The organism is Klebsiella sp. JN_Kp121 (assembly GCF_040062145.1).
Lineage (GTDB): Bacteria > Pseudomonadota > Gammaproteobacteria > Enterobacterales > Enterobacteriaceae > Klebsiella > Klebsiella aerogenes.
In genome coordinates this window covers 78275-95989 of the sequence record NZ_JBEAHX010000035.1, presented here as the reverse complement: position 1 = coordinate 95989, position 17715 = coordinate 78275, and the positions used below count along the sequence as shown (strand labels likewise).

Here is a 17715-nt window from a genome sequence, read left to right as displayed (position 1 = left end):
CCGCCCCCTGTGCGCTCCCTGCGCCATGGGAGACATAACGCAGAAGACATTTCGGGAGCGCAATGTGCTCTGAATGAACACAAAACAACTGTTTTTCTCGGACCAAACAGTTGCAAACCAATAACAGTATCGACGGTCCGTGTCATTTGTAGCCCCGATTAGCCCCGCACCTGGCTTACCAATCCTCTTCCTGGCCGAGGATACGCAAAATATCCTGCCGATGCTGCAATAACAGTGGATTGTCGCGATGGCGGGGAAACGCCAGAGGAAGCGTAAATTCAGCGATAATGCGCCCCGGCCGCGGCGACATCACCAGTACTCTCTCGCATAGCAGCAGCGCTTCTTCGATATCATGAGTGACCAGCAGGCTGGTATAACCCTGCTGCTGCCATAGCGCAATCAGTTCGCGCTGCATGCTGATGCGGGTGAGCGAATCCAGCTTACCCAGCGGCTCATCAAGCAGCAGTAAACGCGGTTCATTGAGCAACGCGCGCGCCAGCGCCGCACGCTGCGCCATCCCGCCGGAAAGCTGCCGCGGCCACGCCTCGCTGAACGACTGCAGCCCGATGCGCGAAATCAGCGCGTCGGCCTTCGGCTCCAGCCCCTTTTTCCCCTGCGCCTGCGGCCCCAGCAGCACGTTCTGCCGCACCGTCAGCCACGGATAAAGCGTCGGGTCCTGGAAAACCAGGATCCGTTCCGGCCCCGGCCCGCCCATCGCCGCATCGTCAATCTCAATATGCCCGCTTTGCTGTGGCTCCAGCCCCGCCAGCAGGCGCAGCAGCGTCGATTTACCGCATCCTGAGGGGCCAAGCAGCGCGACACTCTCCCCTGGCCGCAGCTGCAGGCTGATATTGTCCAGCACCGGCACCGTCTGTTTGCCCAATGTAAAAGCATGATGAAGATGACGTACCGCCACCGCCGCACCGGTCGAAATTGTCTGGGCACTTACCATTGCATCCCTCCTCGCTGCCAGCTCAGCAGCCGATCGCGAATCATAAATAGCCCGCTAATCAGGCCGGAACATAACAACGCCATCACGAATAGCGCCGCGTACATATTCGGATAGGCCGCCCAGCCCTGCGCCCACTGCAGATAAAAACCGATCCCGGATTTGACGCCGACCATTTCGGCGACAATCAGCACCGAAAACGACGCGCCAAGCCCCATAAACAAGCCGACAAACACGTTCGGCAGCGCGGCGGGGATCGCCACGCGCAGGATCAGAAATCGCTGGCTGGCTCCCAGCGTTCGCGCCACGTCATACCACGCTTTATCGATACCGATGACCCCGGACCAGGTCAATACCGTAACCGGGAACCAGGTGCTGAGCGCAATCAAAAACACGCTGGCGCCGAAGCTGGAAGGAAAGATAAACAGGCACAGCGGCAGCAGCGCGGTGGAAGGTACCGGCCCCAGCAGGCGTAAAATTGGATGCACCCAATAGCCAATACGCTGAGACCAGCCAATCGCCAGCCCGCTGATAAACCCGCAACTGGTGCCAAGCAGCACTCCGAGCCCGAGCAGCCCCAGCGAATGCAGTAGGCTATCAAGCAGCCGCGGCCAGTCATCGTGCAGCACTTCAATCAGCGCCTGCGGCGGAGCGAAAAACGGCACCGGCAAAAACGCCGTCTTGGCCGTCAGCCCTTCCCATAGCGCGAAGAGCACCGGCAGCAGCGCCAGCCATTTTCCGGCACGCTGCAAACGCGCGCCCCGCTGGCGCCAGTAACGGTAACTCAGCGTCAGTAACAGCAGTCCGCCGCCGAGAGTGAACTGCGCCAGCGCCCACTCCTCGCTAAACGGCCAGCGCCGACCGGCATCGGGCCAGGCCTGCGTGAACAGGCCGCCCAGCAGCCATAGCGCGGCGGCAAGCCCGCCCTCCGTCCAGAGCAAAGCGCCGAGCCCCGGTCGGGCGAGCGCGCGGTCAGGCGAAAACGTTGACATAAATACTCTCCGCAAACTGATGAGGATCGGTTCCCGGTTTGATGACCTGTACCCGCTGCAGATCCACGGCATACTGCGTCAGCTCTTTAACAAAAGCCTCGCCCACCGCATGATGACCGTGCCCCTGGCCGTGAAGAATGCCGCTAACCTCCGCTTCGTTAGTATTTAGCGCATGGGCGAGAAAAGATTGCGCCACGCTTTCCGGATGCGCGGCGGCATAGCTGTGCGCTTCCAGAATCGCCTGGGTAAGCGCGGCCGCCGCCGGTTTATGATCGCGCGCAAGGGCACCGCTGACGCCCAGCACGCAGCAGCTGAGATTGGCGTAATCGCCGGTCATATTGCTGGCGATTAGCTGATATTTCCCGGTTTCCAGCAGGCGATAGCTAAAGGGCTCGCTGCCGCTAATGGCGGCGATTTCGCGTTTATCCAGCGCCACGCTGAGCAGGTCGGCCGGATAGACTTTCCACTGCACATCGCTAATCGGGTCGATACCGTGGCGTTTCAGCAAGATGGCGAAGAAGTTTTTATCCGGCCCGGCCATATCGGTGACGCCAATGGTTTGCCCTTTCAGACTCTCCAGCGCGCCAAAAGGCGAGTTTTTGGCCGTCAGCAGATTCAGGCAACCGCCGTGCGTTCCGGCGGTAAGTTTGACGTCAAAGCCCTGCTCCAGCGCCTTCAGCCAGCGTAGCGCCATGCCTACCCCGGCGTCGGCCTTGCCGGTGGCAATCGCTTCCAGCAGAACATCCGTCGAGTTACCAAAGTTAACAAACTCAACGTCGAGGTTATATTTACTAAAAATCTTCTGCTGCTCAGCGACGGCGACCGGCGCCAGGCACACTGCGCTTTTGTTAATCGCCAACTTGATTTTATAAGGCTGCGCCAGACGCAGCGCCGGGTGTTCATCACCGCTCGCCATCTCCGCCATATCGTGAGCCCATAGCGGCACAGACGTCCCGGCCAGCGCCAGGCCACCGGTAAACTGTAAGAAACGACGACGGGTAAAACGTGTGGTCATCATGGCGCCGCCTCCGCATGAACCGGCGTGACCGGCACGTTAAAGCCGTGATCAAATGTCGGCGTTACATCGAGCTTTGCGCGAATGAGGCCGTTGGCAAGATAAAAGTCCGCCGTCGACTGCTGCTGGGCGACCGTCGGCGCGTCCAGCCGCTGCCACTGCGACTGGCGATTGGCAAACTGCGCGCGGGCGATATCCGCCGGGAAGCGAATAATCTCCCCCAGCGTTTTGCCATAGCTATCGAGATTGGCATAAGCCCAACGCTCGGCGCCGGCCAGTCGGGTGAGATAATCCTGAAGCGCCGCGCGCTTTTGTGGATCCTTCAGCGCATTATCGGTGGCGGCCAGGAAGGTGTTCCCCGGCAGCAGCCCTTTGCCGCTCACCAGAATCTGCCCTTCAGCGGTTTTCACCAGTTGCGTGGTATAGGGCTCCCAGGTCGCCCAGGCATCCACCGAACCGTTAAGCAGCGCGACTTTCGCATCCACAGGGCCAAGGAATACCCACTGCACTTCCTTCGGCGAAACACCCGCCTGCTCCAGCGCTTTCAGCGCCACAAAATGGCCAATCGATCCTTTCCCGGTGGCAATGCGTTTACCTTTTAAATCCGCCGCGCTTTTTAACGCGCTGCCGGGAGGTACCAATACAGCGGTCCCCGCCGGGTTGCTCTTATCGACGGCAATCGCTTTTACCGGCGCGCCGTTCGCCAGCGCGAACAACAGCGGCGCATCGCCGATAATCCCCACGTCAACCGCGCCAGCGTTGAGCGCTTCAGCCAGCGGCGCGGCGGCAGGAAACTCGGCCCATTTAATATCGTAAGCGAGGTTTTGCAAGGCGTTAGCGGCCTCCAGTTGTGACCGCATGCCGCCTTTTTGATCGGCAATTCTTAGTGTGATTCTTTCCTGAGCTGCAACATAGCTGCTCAGCGTCAATAGCATTAGCGCCCCGGCTATGCGGGTAAAATGGGGTATGCGCATCTGAATTATCCTTGTTGTTGAAAAGCGTGTTTACCCGCCGCCTGCCACGCGCTGTCGTTCTGCGGCGTATGTACCCGCCCGCACAGGACGTTGCGATAGTGGCGTTCCAGAGGATGTTGCCGACTTAAACCATGATTGCCGGTGAGTTCAAGCGCCAGGTTGACCGCCTGAATGGCGTTGTCGGTGACAGTGACTTTCGCCAGATTGGCCTCAATAGCGGAAAAGCCCAGCTTCGCGGCATTCTCCAGCAGCGCGCGGTTAACCAGCAGCAGCCCTTCGATCTGCCCCACTTTTTCCTGTACCCGCGGCAGGCTGGAAAGCGCTTGCCCAAGATTGCCGGGGACCCGCGCGCCGAGCCACGCGACAAGCCAGTCGCGCGCCGCACGGGCCACGCTATCGTAAATCGCCGCCAGTAGCGCCGTATGACGGTTGGCAAACAGACGAAATTGTTCGGCGTCCGGCGCGGGCGGCTCGTCGGTGGGCCAAACGTCTACCGCGTGCCCGGCGGACACCTGCACGTTTTTCAGCACCACCTGGTGACTGCCGGTGGCCCGCATGCCGAGGTGATCCCAGCTTTTCACTACGCTGATGCCCTCGCTGTCGGCAGGAACCAGCCAGCTACCGACCAGCGGCGGGTTGTCGTCGCTGCGCGCCCACAGCGCCAGCCAGCTCAATCCTTCGATACCGGTGGTATAAATTTTGTGGCCGTTAATCAGCCAGCCCCGACTGTTACGGCTGGCTATCGTTTGCGGCAGGCCGCCGCGCGCCGGAGAGCCCAGATCCGGTTCGACGCGCAGGCTATTGATCAACCCGCCGTTTGTGAGCGCATCATCAAATACGCGCTGGCGTAGCGGCTCTGCCCAGTGCGTATTTTCCGCCAGCCGCAGATGATGCAGATACTGCATGCAGACAATCAGCGCGGTTGCCGGTTCGCCCCAGGCGATGGCGGCGATAGCCTGTTGCAGCTCGGCTAAACTGGCACCAGGTCCGCCGTACTGCTGCGGTACGGCAAGGCTTAAAAACCCGCGTCGACGCAGAACGTCAATATTGCGATGGGGAAAATCGCCGCTGGCATCAAGGCTGGCAGCCTCCTCCGCCATCAGTTGGCGGATCTCGGCAAGCTGCCGTGGCCAATCTGCGATTGGGCGATGACTCACGATGCACGCTCCGCCACGGCGCGCAGCGCGGCTTTTTCGCGGGTAATCGGCAGTAGCGCTTTGCCATACTCCTGCGCATCGTTCAGGGGGTCGAATCCGCGGATCAGGAAGTTACGTACGCCGAGGTCGTAGTAGTCGAGCAGCGCATCGGCAACCTGTTCCGGCGTGCCGACCAGCGCGGTGGAGTTGTGGCCACCGCCCACCAGCTGCGCGATGCCGGTCCACAGGCGTTTATCCACCACCTTGCCCTGCGCCGCCGTAGCCCGCAGACGCTGCGCGCCAACGCTATCGGGCTTGGCTTTAAAGCCCCCTTCACTCTGCGCCGCCCGCTCGGTGGCGACATGCAGAATATGCTCGGCCTTCTCCCAGGCTTCCGCTTCGCTATCGGCGATTATCGGCCGGAACGACACGCTGAAACCGATCTCGCGCTGATGTTTTGCCGCTTCGGCACGTACCCGCTGGATAGTTTCCGCAGTCTGCGCCAGCGACTCCCCCCATAGCGCGAAGACGTTAGCGTGTTTACCGGCAACCGTAATTGCCGCCTCCGACGAGCCACCGAAATAGAGGGGAATATGCGGTTTCTGCAGCGGGCGAATGGCTGACCAGGCCTGTTGCGCCTGATAAAAATCATTATCGATGTCCACCGGCTGTTCGGCGGTCCAGACTTTGCGGATGGTATCGAGGAAGGCGTCGGTGCGCGCATAGCGCTGGTCGTGGTCGAGATAATCGCCGTCACGGCGCTGCTCGGCGTCATTGCCGCCGCTGATAATATGTACCGCCAGGCGGCCGCCAAGCAGATGTTCAAGAGTGGCAAATTTACGCGCGGCGAGAGTTGGCGAGACAAAACCGGGGCGGTGCGCCAGCAGGAAAGCTATCTTTTGCGTCGACAACCCCGCCAGCGCGGTCACCAAAAAGCCGTCGGGTTGATCGGACCAATGCCCCACCAGCAGACGGTCAAACCCCGCGGCTTCATGTGTTTGCGCGAAGCGCACAATATAATCACGGTCAAAAATCGGCCCTACCGGGGCGATGGTTTCTGACGACAGGCGGTGGCCGATCATGCCGAGAAACTGAATGCTCATACAGAACTCCTGGTAGCAAGGTAATGAATGGGCCGCGGCGGCGGCGCGTTTTCATTACCCTATACACAGGCACTTAATGATCGAAATGCATTTTTATCATAACTTAATATGCAGAATAAGCATTTAAAAATTTATAGATATCTTTCAATCAGATGCGTTAAGTTGCTGCACAATTTTTCCGGCAAAAAAAGTCAGCGGCTGGCTCAGATTAGCCAGATTCTGCGCGTTTACCAGCCACAGATGCACTTGCGGCTGAAAATCCGCGAGCGCAAGCGTGGCCACTTCATCGCGCCACGGGCTGGCGGCCAGCGCGGCGCGAGGCACCAGTCCAAGCCCCAGTCCCTGCGCCACCAAGCTGATTTGCAGCTGGGCGCCGGCGGTCTCGACGTTCAGCGCAAGCCGCAGCCCCTGCGATTGCAGTTCGCGGATTAGCCCGGCCCGCAGGCCGCAGCCGTCGGGATTCAGTACCCAGCCTCGCTGCGCACAGTCGCGCAGCGCCCCGGCGTGCAGTCGCCAGCTTTTCGCCGCGATGACCACAATATCCAGCGGACACAGCAGCCTTCCGCTGTAGCCGTCAGCAAAGCGCTGCTGTTGTGGTCCCATCGCCAACACGCCATCCAGTTCGACGCTCTCCAGCCTTTTTTGCAGCAGCCCGCTCCAGCCGCAGGTCACCTGCGGCTCCAGGGCCGGAAACTGCTGGCGTAGCGCGCTCAGCGCCGGCTGGAGGGCGATTTCCGCCACGCTCTGCGGCACGCCGAGTCGCAGAACGCCCTGCGGTTCCGCCTCCGGGTCAAGCAGACCGTACAGCTTTTTGGTTTCCCGCTTAATGCTCAGGCACTGCTCATACACCCGATGTCCGGCGGCGGTGAGCGTCAGGGGCCGGGTCTGGCGCTCCAGCAGCGTCACATTGAGGGTTTGCTCCAGACGCTGAAGCCGACGGGTAATGGCCGATTGGGTAATGCCGAGATATTCCGCAGCCTGATTCAGAGAGGAAAACTGCACGGTAGCCAGCAGGGCATCAATGTCATCGATACGCATATAATCCTTAATGTGATTTTTGCATATTAATATATGCGGAAATTGCATTTTAATTATATTAACGCCTTTGCTAGCGTAATGACCAGTCCCGACAACAGGAAACCACCATGACTGCACCGCGAGTGGAAAAATTACGCCAGTTTATTCAAGACCTTGATGCTCTGCATCGCCAGTTTACCGATGAGGCCCCCCTGCTCGACGCCGTCGCCGAGCGCCTGGCTTCGCTGGTGCAAAAAGACGACTGGTTGCCGGAAGAGTACACCCTGCCGCATCCCCACCACTATCAGCAGTATTTGCTGCATGCTGATTCCGGCCAACGTTTTTCGATTGTCAGCTTCGTCTGGGGGCCGGGGCAATCGACGCCGATTCATGACCATCGGGTATGGGGAGCCATCGGTATGTTGCGCGGCGCGGAGGAGAACCAGCGCTACCGACTCGACGAACGCGGTTTGCCGATCGCCACTGGCCCTGCTGAACGGCTTTCACCCGGCAAGGTGGAAAAAGTCTCATCCCGCGATGGCGATATTCATCGGGTGAGTAACGCGCTCGCTGACCACGTCTCAATCAGTATTCATGTCTACGGCGCTAACATCGGCGGCGTCAGGCGTGCGGTTTATCGCGCGGATGGGACCGTCAAACCTTTCGTCTCCGGTTACTCCAACCGTCACTTGCCCAATATCTGGGATCTCTCAAAGGATAATGAATATGCCTGACTACAATTATCGCCAGCCAGCCGAGGTACGCCAGGCGCTAATCGATGGCGCAGAAGTGGCGCTCATCGATGTTCGCGAAGAGGCCGCATTTGCCACTAACCATCCGCTGTTTGCCGCTAATTTGCCGCTCAGCAAGCTGGAGCTGGAGATTTTTCGCCGCGTGCCGCGCCTGACGACGCCGATTACCCTCTACGATAACGGCGAAGGTCTCGCGGAGCAGGCCCTTGAACGGCTGCAACGCTGGGGCTATCAGGATGTCGCGCTACTGGCAGGCGGACTGACGGGCTGGCAGCGTAGCGGCGGCGAGCTCTTTCAGGACGTTAACTCACCGAGCAAAGCGTTCGGCGAGCTGGTAGAGAGCGAGCGCCAGACGCCCTCGTTGAGCGCCGAGGAAGTGAAGGCGCTGATCGAGGGTCCCCAGCCGGTCGTGGTGGTCGACGCGCGGCGTTTCGATGAATATCAAACGATGAATATTCCCGGCAGCATCAGCGTGCCCGGCGGGGAGCTGGCGTTACGCATCGAAGGCCTGCTGCCGTCGGCGCAAACGACAGTGATCGTTAACTGCGCCGGTCGTACCCGCAGCATTGTCGGTACCCAATCGCTGCGTAATGCCGGCTTAGCCAATCCGGTATACGCACTGCGCAACGGTACCATCGGCTGGACCTTAGCCGGACTGGAACTCGAGCACGGCCAGCAGCGTCGCTACGACGCCGATTTCCGCGCCTCAGCGCAGCGCGTGGCTGCAGTGAGGCAGTTGGCCGAGCGCGCTGGCGTGGCCTTCATTGATGCCCCGACTTTAGCCCGCTGGCAACAGCAGCCGAACCGCACCACCTATCTGTTTGATGTTCGCAGCCCCGAGGAGTATGCCGCAGGCCATCTGCCGCACAGCGTGAATGCCCCCGGCGGCCAGCTGGTGCAGGAAACCGATCATTATGCCAGCGTACGCGGAGCGCGGATTGTGCTGGTCGCCGATGATGAGATACGCGCGCCGATAGCAGCGTCCTGGTTAGCGCAGATGGGCTGGGAAGTGGCGGTTTTACGCGATGTCCGCGTGGAGCAATTGAGCGAACGCGGCGTTCCGCCTGCCAGCGTACCGCCGGCGCCGCAGGCTGAGGAGATAACCCCAGCGCAGTTAGCGGAACAATTGCGCGAACCCGGTACCGTGGTACTGGATTTCACCACCAGCGCTAACTTTGTCGCACGGCATATCCCCGGCGCCTGGTGGCTGGCGCGTTCACAGCTGCGGCAGGCGCTTGAGCTCATCCCTCCCGCAAAACGTTACGTTGTCACCTGCGGCAGCAGTCTGCTGGCCCGCTATGCCGTACCTGAAGTCGCGGCATTGACCGGTAAGCCGGTACAACTGTTAAGCGGCGGGACGCTGGCGTGGATTGATGCCGGGCTGGCGTTGGAACAGGGCGAGACGCATCTGGCAACGCCGCGCGGCGATCGCTATCGACGGCCTTATGAAGGAACCGATAACTCCGCTGAGGCAATGCAGGCTTATCTCGACTGGGAGTATGGCCTGGTGGAACAGTTAGCGCGCGATGGTACCCACGGCTTTAAGGTGTTGTAAGTCACAAACCCGGTGGCGACACGGCCACCGGGAATAGCTTACCTTTATTGGAAATTAAATTTCCGGGGTGGTTTTAAAGCCAACCAGCATCAGGATCGGCTGCTTCTGCGCCGCTGCGGCGTCAAACTGATAGTGGTTGCCCTGACGGTCGCCGCCGATGTACCAGGAGATCTCGGTTTTCCCTTCCGCCAGCGCCTTACGCACCGCTTTATCGATATCCACCATCCGATACTCACGAGATGAATTGAGATACAGTTGAGCATCAGAGTTGTAGCTGCAGGTCGGGCGATGCTTCCAGGTCACGCTCGCCGCGCTCCAGTCATTACTGGCCGGGTAGAAGAAGATCTGGTCCGCGCCGTTAGTTTCCACTTTGCCGCCGTACAGACGCAGGCGATATTTAAACAGCGACGCATCCTGATCTTTCGGCAGCGCCGGGATTTTAAACTTCACCAGGGTCAGGGTTTCCGCGTTGCTGGTACGGCCGCCGTTCTTCCAGTTATCGGAAATCTGCAGCGCTTCAGGCGCCCCGAAGTTAACATTCGGCTGCGCGCTCTCGACCACCGCGTTTTCTTCCGCCAGCGAGAAGCTATAAGGCACGTTGGTCCCGCAATCCATGCCTTCATTCATACAGTGTTCGGTCATGAAGTGCGCGCCCTCGACCGTCCAGCCGTTCATGAAATCAGCATGGGCGGTATAGATGCTGCCCCACTTCTCTTCACGTTTATCGCCCTTCATAACCGGGTCCATCGACAGCTCAATTTTCGCCGTGTCCAGTGATTTAATCTGCGGCAGCACGTAGGCGATATTCATATTAACCGTCGGGATTTTTACCGGATAGTCGGCCGGGCAGGCGCCGTTGACATCATAGGCGGCGTTGCTGTGACCGTGGCTCGGTTTCAGGTTGACGCCATCCCAGCAGTTGGGGAACTGAATACCGATATTAAACTGCACCGCGTCGCCCGCTTTACGTAGGCCGCAAACCTCACCTGCCTTGTTGCTATAGCCTTTACCGTTGGCGCACAGGAAGGTTATCCGTGAGCTCGGCGCGGAGCCGTGGTGGTCGCCAGCCAGCAGCTCTAACCCCGACGGGAAAGGATGCAGCGGATACTGTTCGACTTTGGTCGCCTGATAATAGGTTTTCTGATAAGCCGGAGTGACAATTTGTCCATCCGGCAACTTCATTGACGGCGCCCAATAGGCGGAACTATCGGCCTTGTTATCACAGGTGGTTTCCGGCTGCGCGCGCAGGGTTTGATAAGTTGAGACCGCGTCGGTGTGGGTATTGCCGAAGAAATCATGCCACATCGCCTGGTTTGGCATACCGAACATCATAATCGCGTCGTCGCCAAGAGTGTGGCTGTAACCGCATACCGCCTGGGCTTGCGGTCCTGCATGGGCGGAAAAAGCGCTGGCGGCCAGCAGCGGGGTCAGGGCCAGTACAACTGAGTTAGCTTTCATTTTACGATCCTCCTTGTTTGAAGGACCGTAGAGATAGCAAGCGTGCGCCAATGTTACACATCAGCAAACATCATTTTATCTCATTCGCGCATAATCCATGAATACTGGAAGGTTTTCGCCGCCGGAAAATGGGTGCGCCGACGGTAGGAGCCGAGCGCCTGCGGCGTGCAGTAGGTACAGCTTCCCAGCCATTCGGTATTTTCCACCGCCACCCCGGCCTGTTGCAGCACCCGCTGCGCCAGCGCGCGGAGATCGAACCACAGATTATCGTTCCCGGTCGCCTGCGCTTGCCCGGTTTCTGGCGGGGCGAGGCGCTGATGAAACAGCTCGTCATTGTACCGTTTTGCCAGCTTGCCCGCCGGCATGGTCAACAGCAACTGATAAAACTCGGCCGAAACCTCATAGCAGCAGGCGTGAATATGCGGCCCGCAGACCACCACAACATCTTCTATCGCCACCTGATGCTGGCGAAATAGCGCCAGGCTGTTTTCGATAATGCCGCTGGCCGCTCCTCGCCAGCCGGCATGCACGCTGCAAACATAGCGCCCATCCCGCGAGGCCATTAACAGCGGTAAACAGTCGGCGGTGACGACGCCGACCTTTTGCCCACGCAGAGCGGTAAATACCGCATCGGCATGCGGCCGCTCTGCCTGCGGCCCCTGATAATGATGAACAACATTGCCGTGCACCAGCTTAACCGGCGCCATTTCGCTGTACGGAAAAGCGGCGGTTTCGTGCACATCGAGAAAAGCGTAACGAATACCGGGGATATCACTTAATAAGCGGGATGGATAAGACATAACGGCGCATGAATGGATTGGTGGTGGATTTACCGTAGGTCAAAGCCGCTCGATACGCAAGATGTGGATGCTTTGTTCCCGGTATCGTTATATAATTTAATATATATCGCTTATTCTTATCCAATCGGGTTAATCCATGACACCACACCGTTTACTTTTGGCGCTAACGTTGTTCAGCGCCAGCCTGTTCACCAGCCAGGCCTTTGCCGACCGCACCGTCACCGACCAACTGGGCCGCCAGGTTACGCTGCCGGACCACATCACCCGCGCGGTCGTCCTGCAGCACCAGACGCTAAATCTCCTGGTCCAGTTGAATGCCGGCGACGATATCGTCGGCGTGTTAAGCAGCTGGAAAAAACAGCTCGGGCCGCAGTTTGTCCGCTTTATGCCCGCTATTGAAAATCTGCCGACGCCGGGCGATTTAACTCAGGTCAATATCGAAAGCCTGCTGGCGCTGCATCCGCAGGTGGTGTTCGTCGCCAATTACGCGCCGCAGGCGATGATCCAGCAGATCCAAAACGCCGGGGTTCCGGTCGTCGCGATATCCCTGCGTCAGGACGCGGCGGGCGAGAAAAACAAAATGAACCCGACAATGGCCAATGAAGAGCAGGCCTATAACGACGGGCTTAAACAGGGGATCCGCCTGATTGGCGAAGTCGTCGAACGCCAAAACCAGGCCGAAGCGCTGATTGATTACACCTTTGCGGCGCGGGCAGAAGCTAACGCTCCGGTCGCCGGTATCCCTGACAGCCAGCGGGTGCGCGTGTACATGGCCAATCCAGATCTCAACACTTACGGCTCCGGCAAATATACCGGTCTGATGATGAAGCATGCCGGGGCGCTGAACGTTGCGGCCGCGACGGTTAAGGGTGCCCGTCAGGTCTCGCTGGAACAGGTTCTGCAGTGGAACCCTGAGGTGATCTTCGTCCAGGACCGCTATCCGCAGGTGGTCAAACAGATTGAAAACGACCCGCAATGGCAAGCGATAGACGCGGTGAAAAACCACCGGGTATGGCTGATGCCGGAATACGCCAAGGCCTGGGGCTACCCAATGCCGGAAGCGCTGGCGATAGGCGAACTGTGGATGGCGAAAAAGCTCTATCCTTCCCGCTACCGGAACGTCGATGTCGATGCGAAAGCGCAGGATTACTATCAACGCTTCTACCGCGTGAAATGGACGCCGAATGCGCAGTAACCTTCACTGGGCCCTGCTGCACGGCGGGCTAACGGCGGCGACGTTGTTTATCGCTATCGCTTCGCTATGCCTGGGGCAGTACCACCTCAGCCTGAATGAGGTCTTTCATGAGCTTACGCATGGCGCGCCCGATAGCGGCATCGCCGGGCAGATAGTCTGGTCAGTCAGACTTCCCAGGGTAGCGATGGCGCTGCTGGCCGGCGGCTCGCTGGGGCTATGCGGCGCGACTTTACAAGGCGTATTCCACAACCCGCTGGTCGACCCGCATATCATCGGCGTGACCTCCGGCTCCGCCTTCGGCGGCACGCTGGCGATCCTGCTGGGTTTTGACATCATATCGATGATGGGGTGTACCTTCTTCTTCGGCCTCGCCGCGCTGGCGTTGGTTTATCTGATTGCCAGGCTGCAAGGGCGTGAAAACACGCTAGCGCTGATCCTTTCCGGCATTATTCTCAGCGGTTTCTTTGCCGCGCTGGTCAGCCTGATGCAGTACCTTGCCGACACGGAAGAAACCCTGCCGAATATCGTTTTCTGGCTGCTCGGCAGCTTTGCCACCGCTAACTGGCATAAAGTGCTGTCCATGGCGCTGCCGGTCGCCGTCGCCGCCGCTATCCTGCTAAAGCTGCGCTGGCGTATCAACCTGCTGGCGCTGGATGATAAAGATGCGCGCGGTCTTGGCGTTTCGGTGACCACATTGCGCCGCGGAGTGTTGGTTTGCTGCGCGGTGCTGGTCGCCGCCCAGGTCGCGGTCAGCGGCAGCATCGCCTGGGTTGGGCTGGTGATTCCGCATCTGGCGCGCCTGCTGGTTGGTGCCGATCACCGCCGACTGCTGCCAACGGCATTCTGGCTCGGCGGCGCGTTTATGGTGGTGGTGGACGACCTGGCGCGCACCTTAACCCAGGCGGAGATTCCGATTGGCATTATTACCGCCCTGCTCGGCGCGCCGCTGTTTACCCTTTTACTCATTCGGTCCCAACGCCGCGGAGTGGCCCAATGAACATTTCATTATCACTGGACACCCTGCGCTATGGCCATCGTCAGCCGCTCTTCTCCCCACTATCAATGCAGTGCCGTCACGGGCAAATCTGGGCGATACTGGGCGCCAATGGTCGCGGCAAAAGCACGCTACTGGATACCCTGACCGGCGTTCTGCCGCCGCTCGGCGGAAAGTTTAGCGTAGAAGGCGGCATCGCCATCGTGCCGCAGTCGTTTCGTCCGGCATTCGGCTGGCAGGTACGCGATGTAGTACTGATGGGGCGCGCCCGCCACGTCGATCTGTTCGCGCAGCCGGGGCCGGAAGATGAACGGGAGGTTCAACAGGCGCTGGCGCAGTTGGGGATCGCCGCGCTGGCCAATCGGCTTTTTCGCGCCCTGTCCGGCGGACAGCAGCAGTTGGCGCTCATTGCCCGCGCGCTGGTCAGTGAGAGTCAGAATATCCTGTTAGACGAACCCTGCTCAGCGCTGGATCTGTCCAATCAACAGATTGTGTTACAGCTGATTAGCGACCTTGCTCATCGGCAGAAACGCACCGTGATGTTCACCACCCATGATCCGACTCACGCGCTGCAGGTCGCCAGCCATACCCTGCTGCTGTTACCCGGCGGCGAATGGCTGGCGGGAGAGTCGTTCGCGGTGCTCAGCGAGACAAACCTGCGGCGCGCCTACGGGCTGCCGGTCCACAAAATCGATCATCCCGGTAGCGAGGTGCCGTTACTGGCGCCTCAATTTACGATCCATCGTTAACGGCCAAAAAACCTGCCGCGCGCAGAAAATTCTGCCCTTCCTCAGCGGTAATAAAGCGCCGTAGCTGCCGCGCGGCGGCGCTCTCCTCAATTTCTGCCAGCTGATATTCGCAGCGAATATTCCACGGCTCGGGAATGAGTAACGTGCGAAACTGCGCGCTCTCCGTCATCTGAACCGCATAGTGGGCGTAGCCGATAAACAGATCGGCAAAGTCTTCGCCAATTAGCCATGCCCCTGCGGTAGCGCCCGACGGTACAGTGAGCGACGCCCGACCGCCGACCAGCTGTTGCGCCCGGGCCATCAACGTCCGTCCGAGGCCCGGATAGCTGGCCTCAAGACGGGCAAAAAGCTGCCAGGTGTAATCACCGGAAGGATCGCAGCCCGGCGTCGAGGTCGCCAGCCGCAGCCGAGAATCGTGCAGTAACGCCAGCCAGTCAGCGCGATCGGTATCAGGCGTGCGGCGCACGGTCAGCATCAGTCGGTTAGCGGCAAACGAACAGCATTTTATCGCAAGCCCGGCTTGCAGCAGCGCCTGAGGGTGTTCGGTATTCGCACAGGCGAACAGCGAGCAGCGTTCGCCGCCTTCAATGCGTTCGCGCAGCAGGCCGGCCGGGCCGAACTGCGCCTCGACCTGAATGCCGCTAAGCTGCTGAAATCGCGCCAGCAGCGGGAGGAAAGCGCTTTTCAGGCTTCCCGCCGCCAGCAGCGTCAATGAAGGGGTCATCACACGAATCGCTATAAAGATGAAAATATAGCGCCAGGATAACGCCTTTTTTGTTGATTCAGTAGCGAATTTCCGCCCGTTCGCGCAGCTGTTCCGGCGTCGCCACCGGCAGTTGGAAGAACTCGAGATAGGCCGGAATCATTTCGAACAGCATATCGGTACCGCGCTGAATCGGACACCCCAGCGCCTGCGCCTCCCGCAGTAGCGGAGTATATTCAACGCTCATCACCACCTCGCCGACCCAGGTGCGCGGCGACAGGCGAGAAACGTCCAGCGGTAGCGGATCATCCGCTTTCATGCCTAGCGGCGTGGCGTTGACCACCAGATCCTGCGCGGCGGGATCGCGCTGCATCAGAACGATCTCCAGACGCGGATAGTGCTGATGCAGCCGCTGCGCCAGCGCCTCGGCGGCGGATAAAGAGGTATCGAACAGCGTCAAGGTACTAACCCCTGCGGCCGCCAGCGATGCGGCAATCGCCGAGCCGACGCCGCCGCAACCGAACACCTGCGCCCGCGCCCCTTGTGGTTGAAAGCCCTTGCGCTTAATCCCCAGCACAAAGCCTTCGCCATCGAACATATCGCCGCGCAGGCTGCCGTCGGCTTCGCGGCGGATGGCATTGCAGGCGCCGGCGATTGCCGCCGTCGGGCTCAGTTGGTCTACCAGCCCGCAGGTCGCCATTTTATGCGGCATGGTGACCAGCGCGCCGACGATGTTAGTCATGGAAAACAGCGCTGGCACCAGCGCCGCGTAATCCTCCGGCTTCACCCCCATCGGCACCACTTTGACGTCCGCCTCGCAATGGGCCAGCCATGGGTTATAAATCATCGGCGCTTTAAAACTGGCGGTCGGATAACCAAGATGCGCTATCAGCCGCGTATGACCACTAATGATCATGCCCTACTCCTGTTGTTACTGCGAAAGTTCGATGCGTTTGACATCGCCAAGGATAAACAGATAGGCCACTACGCCAAGCAGCGCCGCGCCGCCGATATAGACCAGCGCGTAGAAAAAACTACCGGAAGCGGCAACGATAAAACCGATAATCAGCGGCGTGAGGATCCCCGCCAGATTGGTGCAGAAATTAAAGATGCCGGCGGTTATCCCGCCCATCCCCTGCGGCGCGATATCGGAAATTAATGTCCAGCCTAGGCCGACCATTCCCTGGCCAAAGAAGGCAAATGACATCATCAGGATCACCGCCAGGTCGCTCGGCAGCCAGTTGGCGGAAATAATGCTGCTGGCCATCATCAGCCCGACGACGATAGGCAGCTTACGCGCCAGATTGGCCGAACCGGTGGCTTTCAGCAGCTTGTCGGAGAGCCAGCCGCCAAACAGCACGCCACCCGCCGCGGCGAGAAACGGCAAGATGGCGAAGAAGCCTACTTTCAACCACGCCATGTGGCGCTCGGTCGCCAGGTACGTTGGAAACCAGGTCAGAAAGAAGACCAGCACGGTATTACCGGCGAATTGACCGACGCTGGCGCCAATCACCTGTCGTTTTGCCAACAGCTGGCGCACCAGCGGCCAGCTAAAAGCGTTTTGCTGCTGCTGCGCGCTAGCCAGTCCGCCGCCGCGAAGAATATGTTCGCGTTCACTGTCGCTCAGGCGGCTGTCCTGATGGGGTTCGCGGTAGCAACGCCACCAGACCAGCGCGAACAGGATGCCAACAACCCCGACGCTGATAAACAGCGCGCGCCAGCCGAAGCTGCCCATAATCCAGAACAGCAGCGGCGAGAAACAGGCCAGCCCGAGATATTCACCGACGGTGTAGACCGCCGTGGCCTTCGCGCGCTCCTGCTGTGGAAACCAGGTACTCACTACCCTGCTGTTCACCGGAAAACAGGGCGCTTCACTGACGCCAAGCCCGAAGCGACACAGCAACAGCGTTTTTAAGCCAATCGCCATACCGTGAAATAAGGTGAACAGCGACCACAGCGCCAATGAGAGGAAATAGGTCACCTTATTGCCGAAACGATCGAGGAAAATACCGCCGGGGATTTGCGCCAGCGCGTAGGTCCAGGCAAAGGCCGAAAAGACAATTCCCATAATGGCGGCATCAATGCCGAGCTCGGCGGTCAGTTTCGGCGCGGCAATACCGAGCACCGTGCGGTCGAGATAGTTAATCATCGTGCCGACGGCCAGCAGCGCCAGGATCCCGATACGCCGCCGGGAGCGAGGCGCGGTGGTCGCGGTATCCGCCGCCGTCGCCTGGTTATGGCTATAAGAGTTCATAGTCGTTTCCTGTCTTGAGTACAGATGAATGTTGTTATTGTGTTTGCGATGTTGTGTTGTGAACCATTT

General features: G+C 59.6%; 16 protein-coding genes and 1 pseudogene. 5 read left to right on the top strand and 12 right to left on the bottom strand.

What is annotated here, in order from left to right; all coding sequences use genetic code 11:
• Positions 1–175: 175 nt before the first annotated feature.
• The 7 genes and pseudogenes from ABLU86_RS22960 to ABLU86_RS22930 form a co-directional block, all read right to left on the bottom strand.
• Positions 176–952, bottom strand: coding sequence for an ATP-binding cassette domain-containing protein (locus ABLU86_RS22960; protein WP_020079069.1), 777 nt, complete (start codon positions 950–952; stop codon positions 176–178).
• The gene (locus ABLU86_RS22955) at positions 946–1941 is read right to left on the bottom strand and encodes an ABC transporter permease subunit (protein WP_020079070.1); all 996 of its coding nucleotides are present in this window, start codon (positions 1939–1941) and stop codon (positions 946–948) included. The genes ABLU86_RS22960 and ABLU86_RS22955 overlap by 7 nt, the downstream gene beginning before the upstream one ends.
• The gene (locus tag ABLU86_RS22950) at positions 1922–2959 is read right to left on the bottom strand and encodes an ABC transporter substrate-binding protein (RefSeq protein WP_020079071.1); all 1038 of its coding nucleotides are present in this window, start codon (positions 2957–2959) and stop codon (positions 1922–1924) included. The genes ABLU86_RS22955 and ABLU86_RS22950 overlap by 20 nt, the downstream gene beginning before the upstream one ends.
• Positions 2956–3930: an ABC transporter substrate-binding protein gene (locus ABLU86_RS22945; RefSeq protein ID WP_015366990.1), complete on the bottom strand. Its 975-nt coding sequence runs from the start codon at positions 3928–3930 to the stop codon at positions 2956–2958. The genes ABLU86_RS22950 and ABLU86_RS22945 overlap by 4 nt, the downstream gene beginning before the upstream one ends.
• A 5-nt stretch (positions 3931–3935) precedes the next feature.
• Complete coding sequence (locus ABLU86_RS22940; protein ID WP_047036681.1) at positions 3936–5030, bottom strand: acyl-CoA dehydrogenase family protein; 1095 nt, start codon at positions 5028–5030, stop codon at positions 3936–3938.
• A gap of 85 nt (positions 5031–5115) precedes the next feature.
• Positions 5116–6169, bottom strand: a pseudogene (locus tag ABLU86_RS22935) (LLM class flavin-dependent oxidoreductase); the annotation flags it as partial.
• Positions 6170–6313: 144 nt separating this feature from the next.
• A complete protein-coding gene (locus ABLU86_RS22930) occupies positions 6314–7207 on the bottom strand; it encodes a LysR family transcriptional regulator (protein WP_020079075.1) in 894 nt (297 codons plus the stop codon).
• Positions 7208–7314: 107 nt separating this feature from the next.
• Here ABLU86_RS22930 and ABLU86_RS22925 point away from each other — a divergent pair, with 107 nt between their 5' ends.
• Together ABLU86_RS22925 and ABLU86_RS22920 are read left to right on the top strand one after the other, a co-directional pair.
• Positions 7315–7920, top strand: coding sequence for a cysteine dioxygenase (locus ABLU86_RS22925; protein WP_334755025.1), 606 nt, complete (start codon positions 7315–7317; stop codon positions 7918–7920).
• On the top strand, positions 7913–9493 hold the full coding sequence (locus ABLU86_RS22920) for a rhodanese homology domain-containing protein (protein ID WP_348796405.1): 1581 nt from the start codon (positions 7913–7915) through the stop codon (positions 9491–9493). Before ABLU86_RS22925 ends, ABLU86_RS22920 begins: the two co-directional genes overlap by 8 nt.
• A 54-nt stretch (positions 9494–9547) precedes the next feature.
• On the opposite strand, the gene ABLU86_RS22915 is transcribed toward ABLU86_RS22920, so the two are convergent.
• Positions 9548–10951, bottom strand: a complete 1404-nt coding sequence (locus ABLU86_RS22915) for a DUF1996 domain-containing protein (RefSeq protein ID WP_348796404.1) — start codon at positions 10949–10951, stop codon at positions 9548–9550.
• Positions 10952–11031: 80 nt separating this feature from the next.
• Positions 11032–11751, bottom strand: coding sequence for a polyphenol oxidase family protein (locus ABLU86_RS22910; protein ID WP_015705140.1), 720 nt, complete (start codon positions 11749–11751; stop codon positions 11032–11034).
• Positions 11752–11887: 136 nt separating this feature from the next.
• On the opposite strand from ABLU86_RS22910, the gene ABLU86_RS22905 reads away from it, so the two are divergent.
• From ABLU86_RS22905 to ABLU86_RS22895, 3 genes are read left to right on the top strand one after another with little or no spacing between them, the layout of a single operon-like run.
• Positions 11888–12946, top strand: coding sequence for an ABC transporter substrate-binding protein (locus ABLU86_RS22905; protein WP_348796403.1), 1059 nt, complete (start codon positions 11888–11890; stop codon positions 12944–12946).
• A complete protein-coding gene (locus ABLU86_RS22900) occupies positions 12936–13943 on the top strand; it encodes an iron ABC transporter permease (RefSeq protein WP_213192615.1) in 1008 nt (335 codons plus the stop codon). Before ABLU86_RS22905 ends, ABLU86_RS22900 begins: the two co-directional genes overlap by 11 nt.
• Positions 13940–14689 (top strand): ABC transporter ATP-binding protein, encoded by a 750-nt coding sequence (locus tag ABLU86_RS22895; RefSeq protein ID WP_348796402.1) that lies wholly within the window; start codon positions 13940–13942, stop codon positions 14687–14689. Before ABLU86_RS22900 ends, ABLU86_RS22895 begins: the two co-directional genes overlap by 4 nt.
• Here the strand turns inward: ABLU86_RS22895 and ABLU86_RS22890 are convergent.
• From ABLU86_RS22890 to ABLU86_RS22880, 3 genes are read right to left on the bottom strand one after another with little or no spacing between them, the layout of a single operon-like run.
• Complete coding sequence (locus tag ABLU86_RS22890) at positions 14673–15413, bottom strand: substrate-binding domain-containing protein (RefSeq protein ID WP_032707819.1); 741 nt, start codon at positions 15411–15413, stop codon at positions 14673–14675. The genes ABLU86_RS22895 and ABLU86_RS22890 overlap by 17 nt on opposite strands.
• A 58-nt stretch (positions 15414–15471) precedes the next feature.
• Positions 15472–16308: a shikimate dehydrogenase gene (locus ABLU86_RS22885; RefSeq protein ID WP_045361247.1), complete on the bottom strand. Its 837-nt coding sequence runs from the start codon at positions 16306–16308 to the stop codon at positions 15472–15474.
• Positions 16309–16323: 15 nt separating this feature from the next.
• Complete coding sequence (locus tag ABLU86_RS22880; protein WP_015367003.1) at positions 16324–17646, bottom strand: MFS transporter; 1323 nt, start codon at positions 17644–17646, stop codon at positions 16324–16326.
• Positions 17647–17715: the final 69 nt, after the last annotated feature.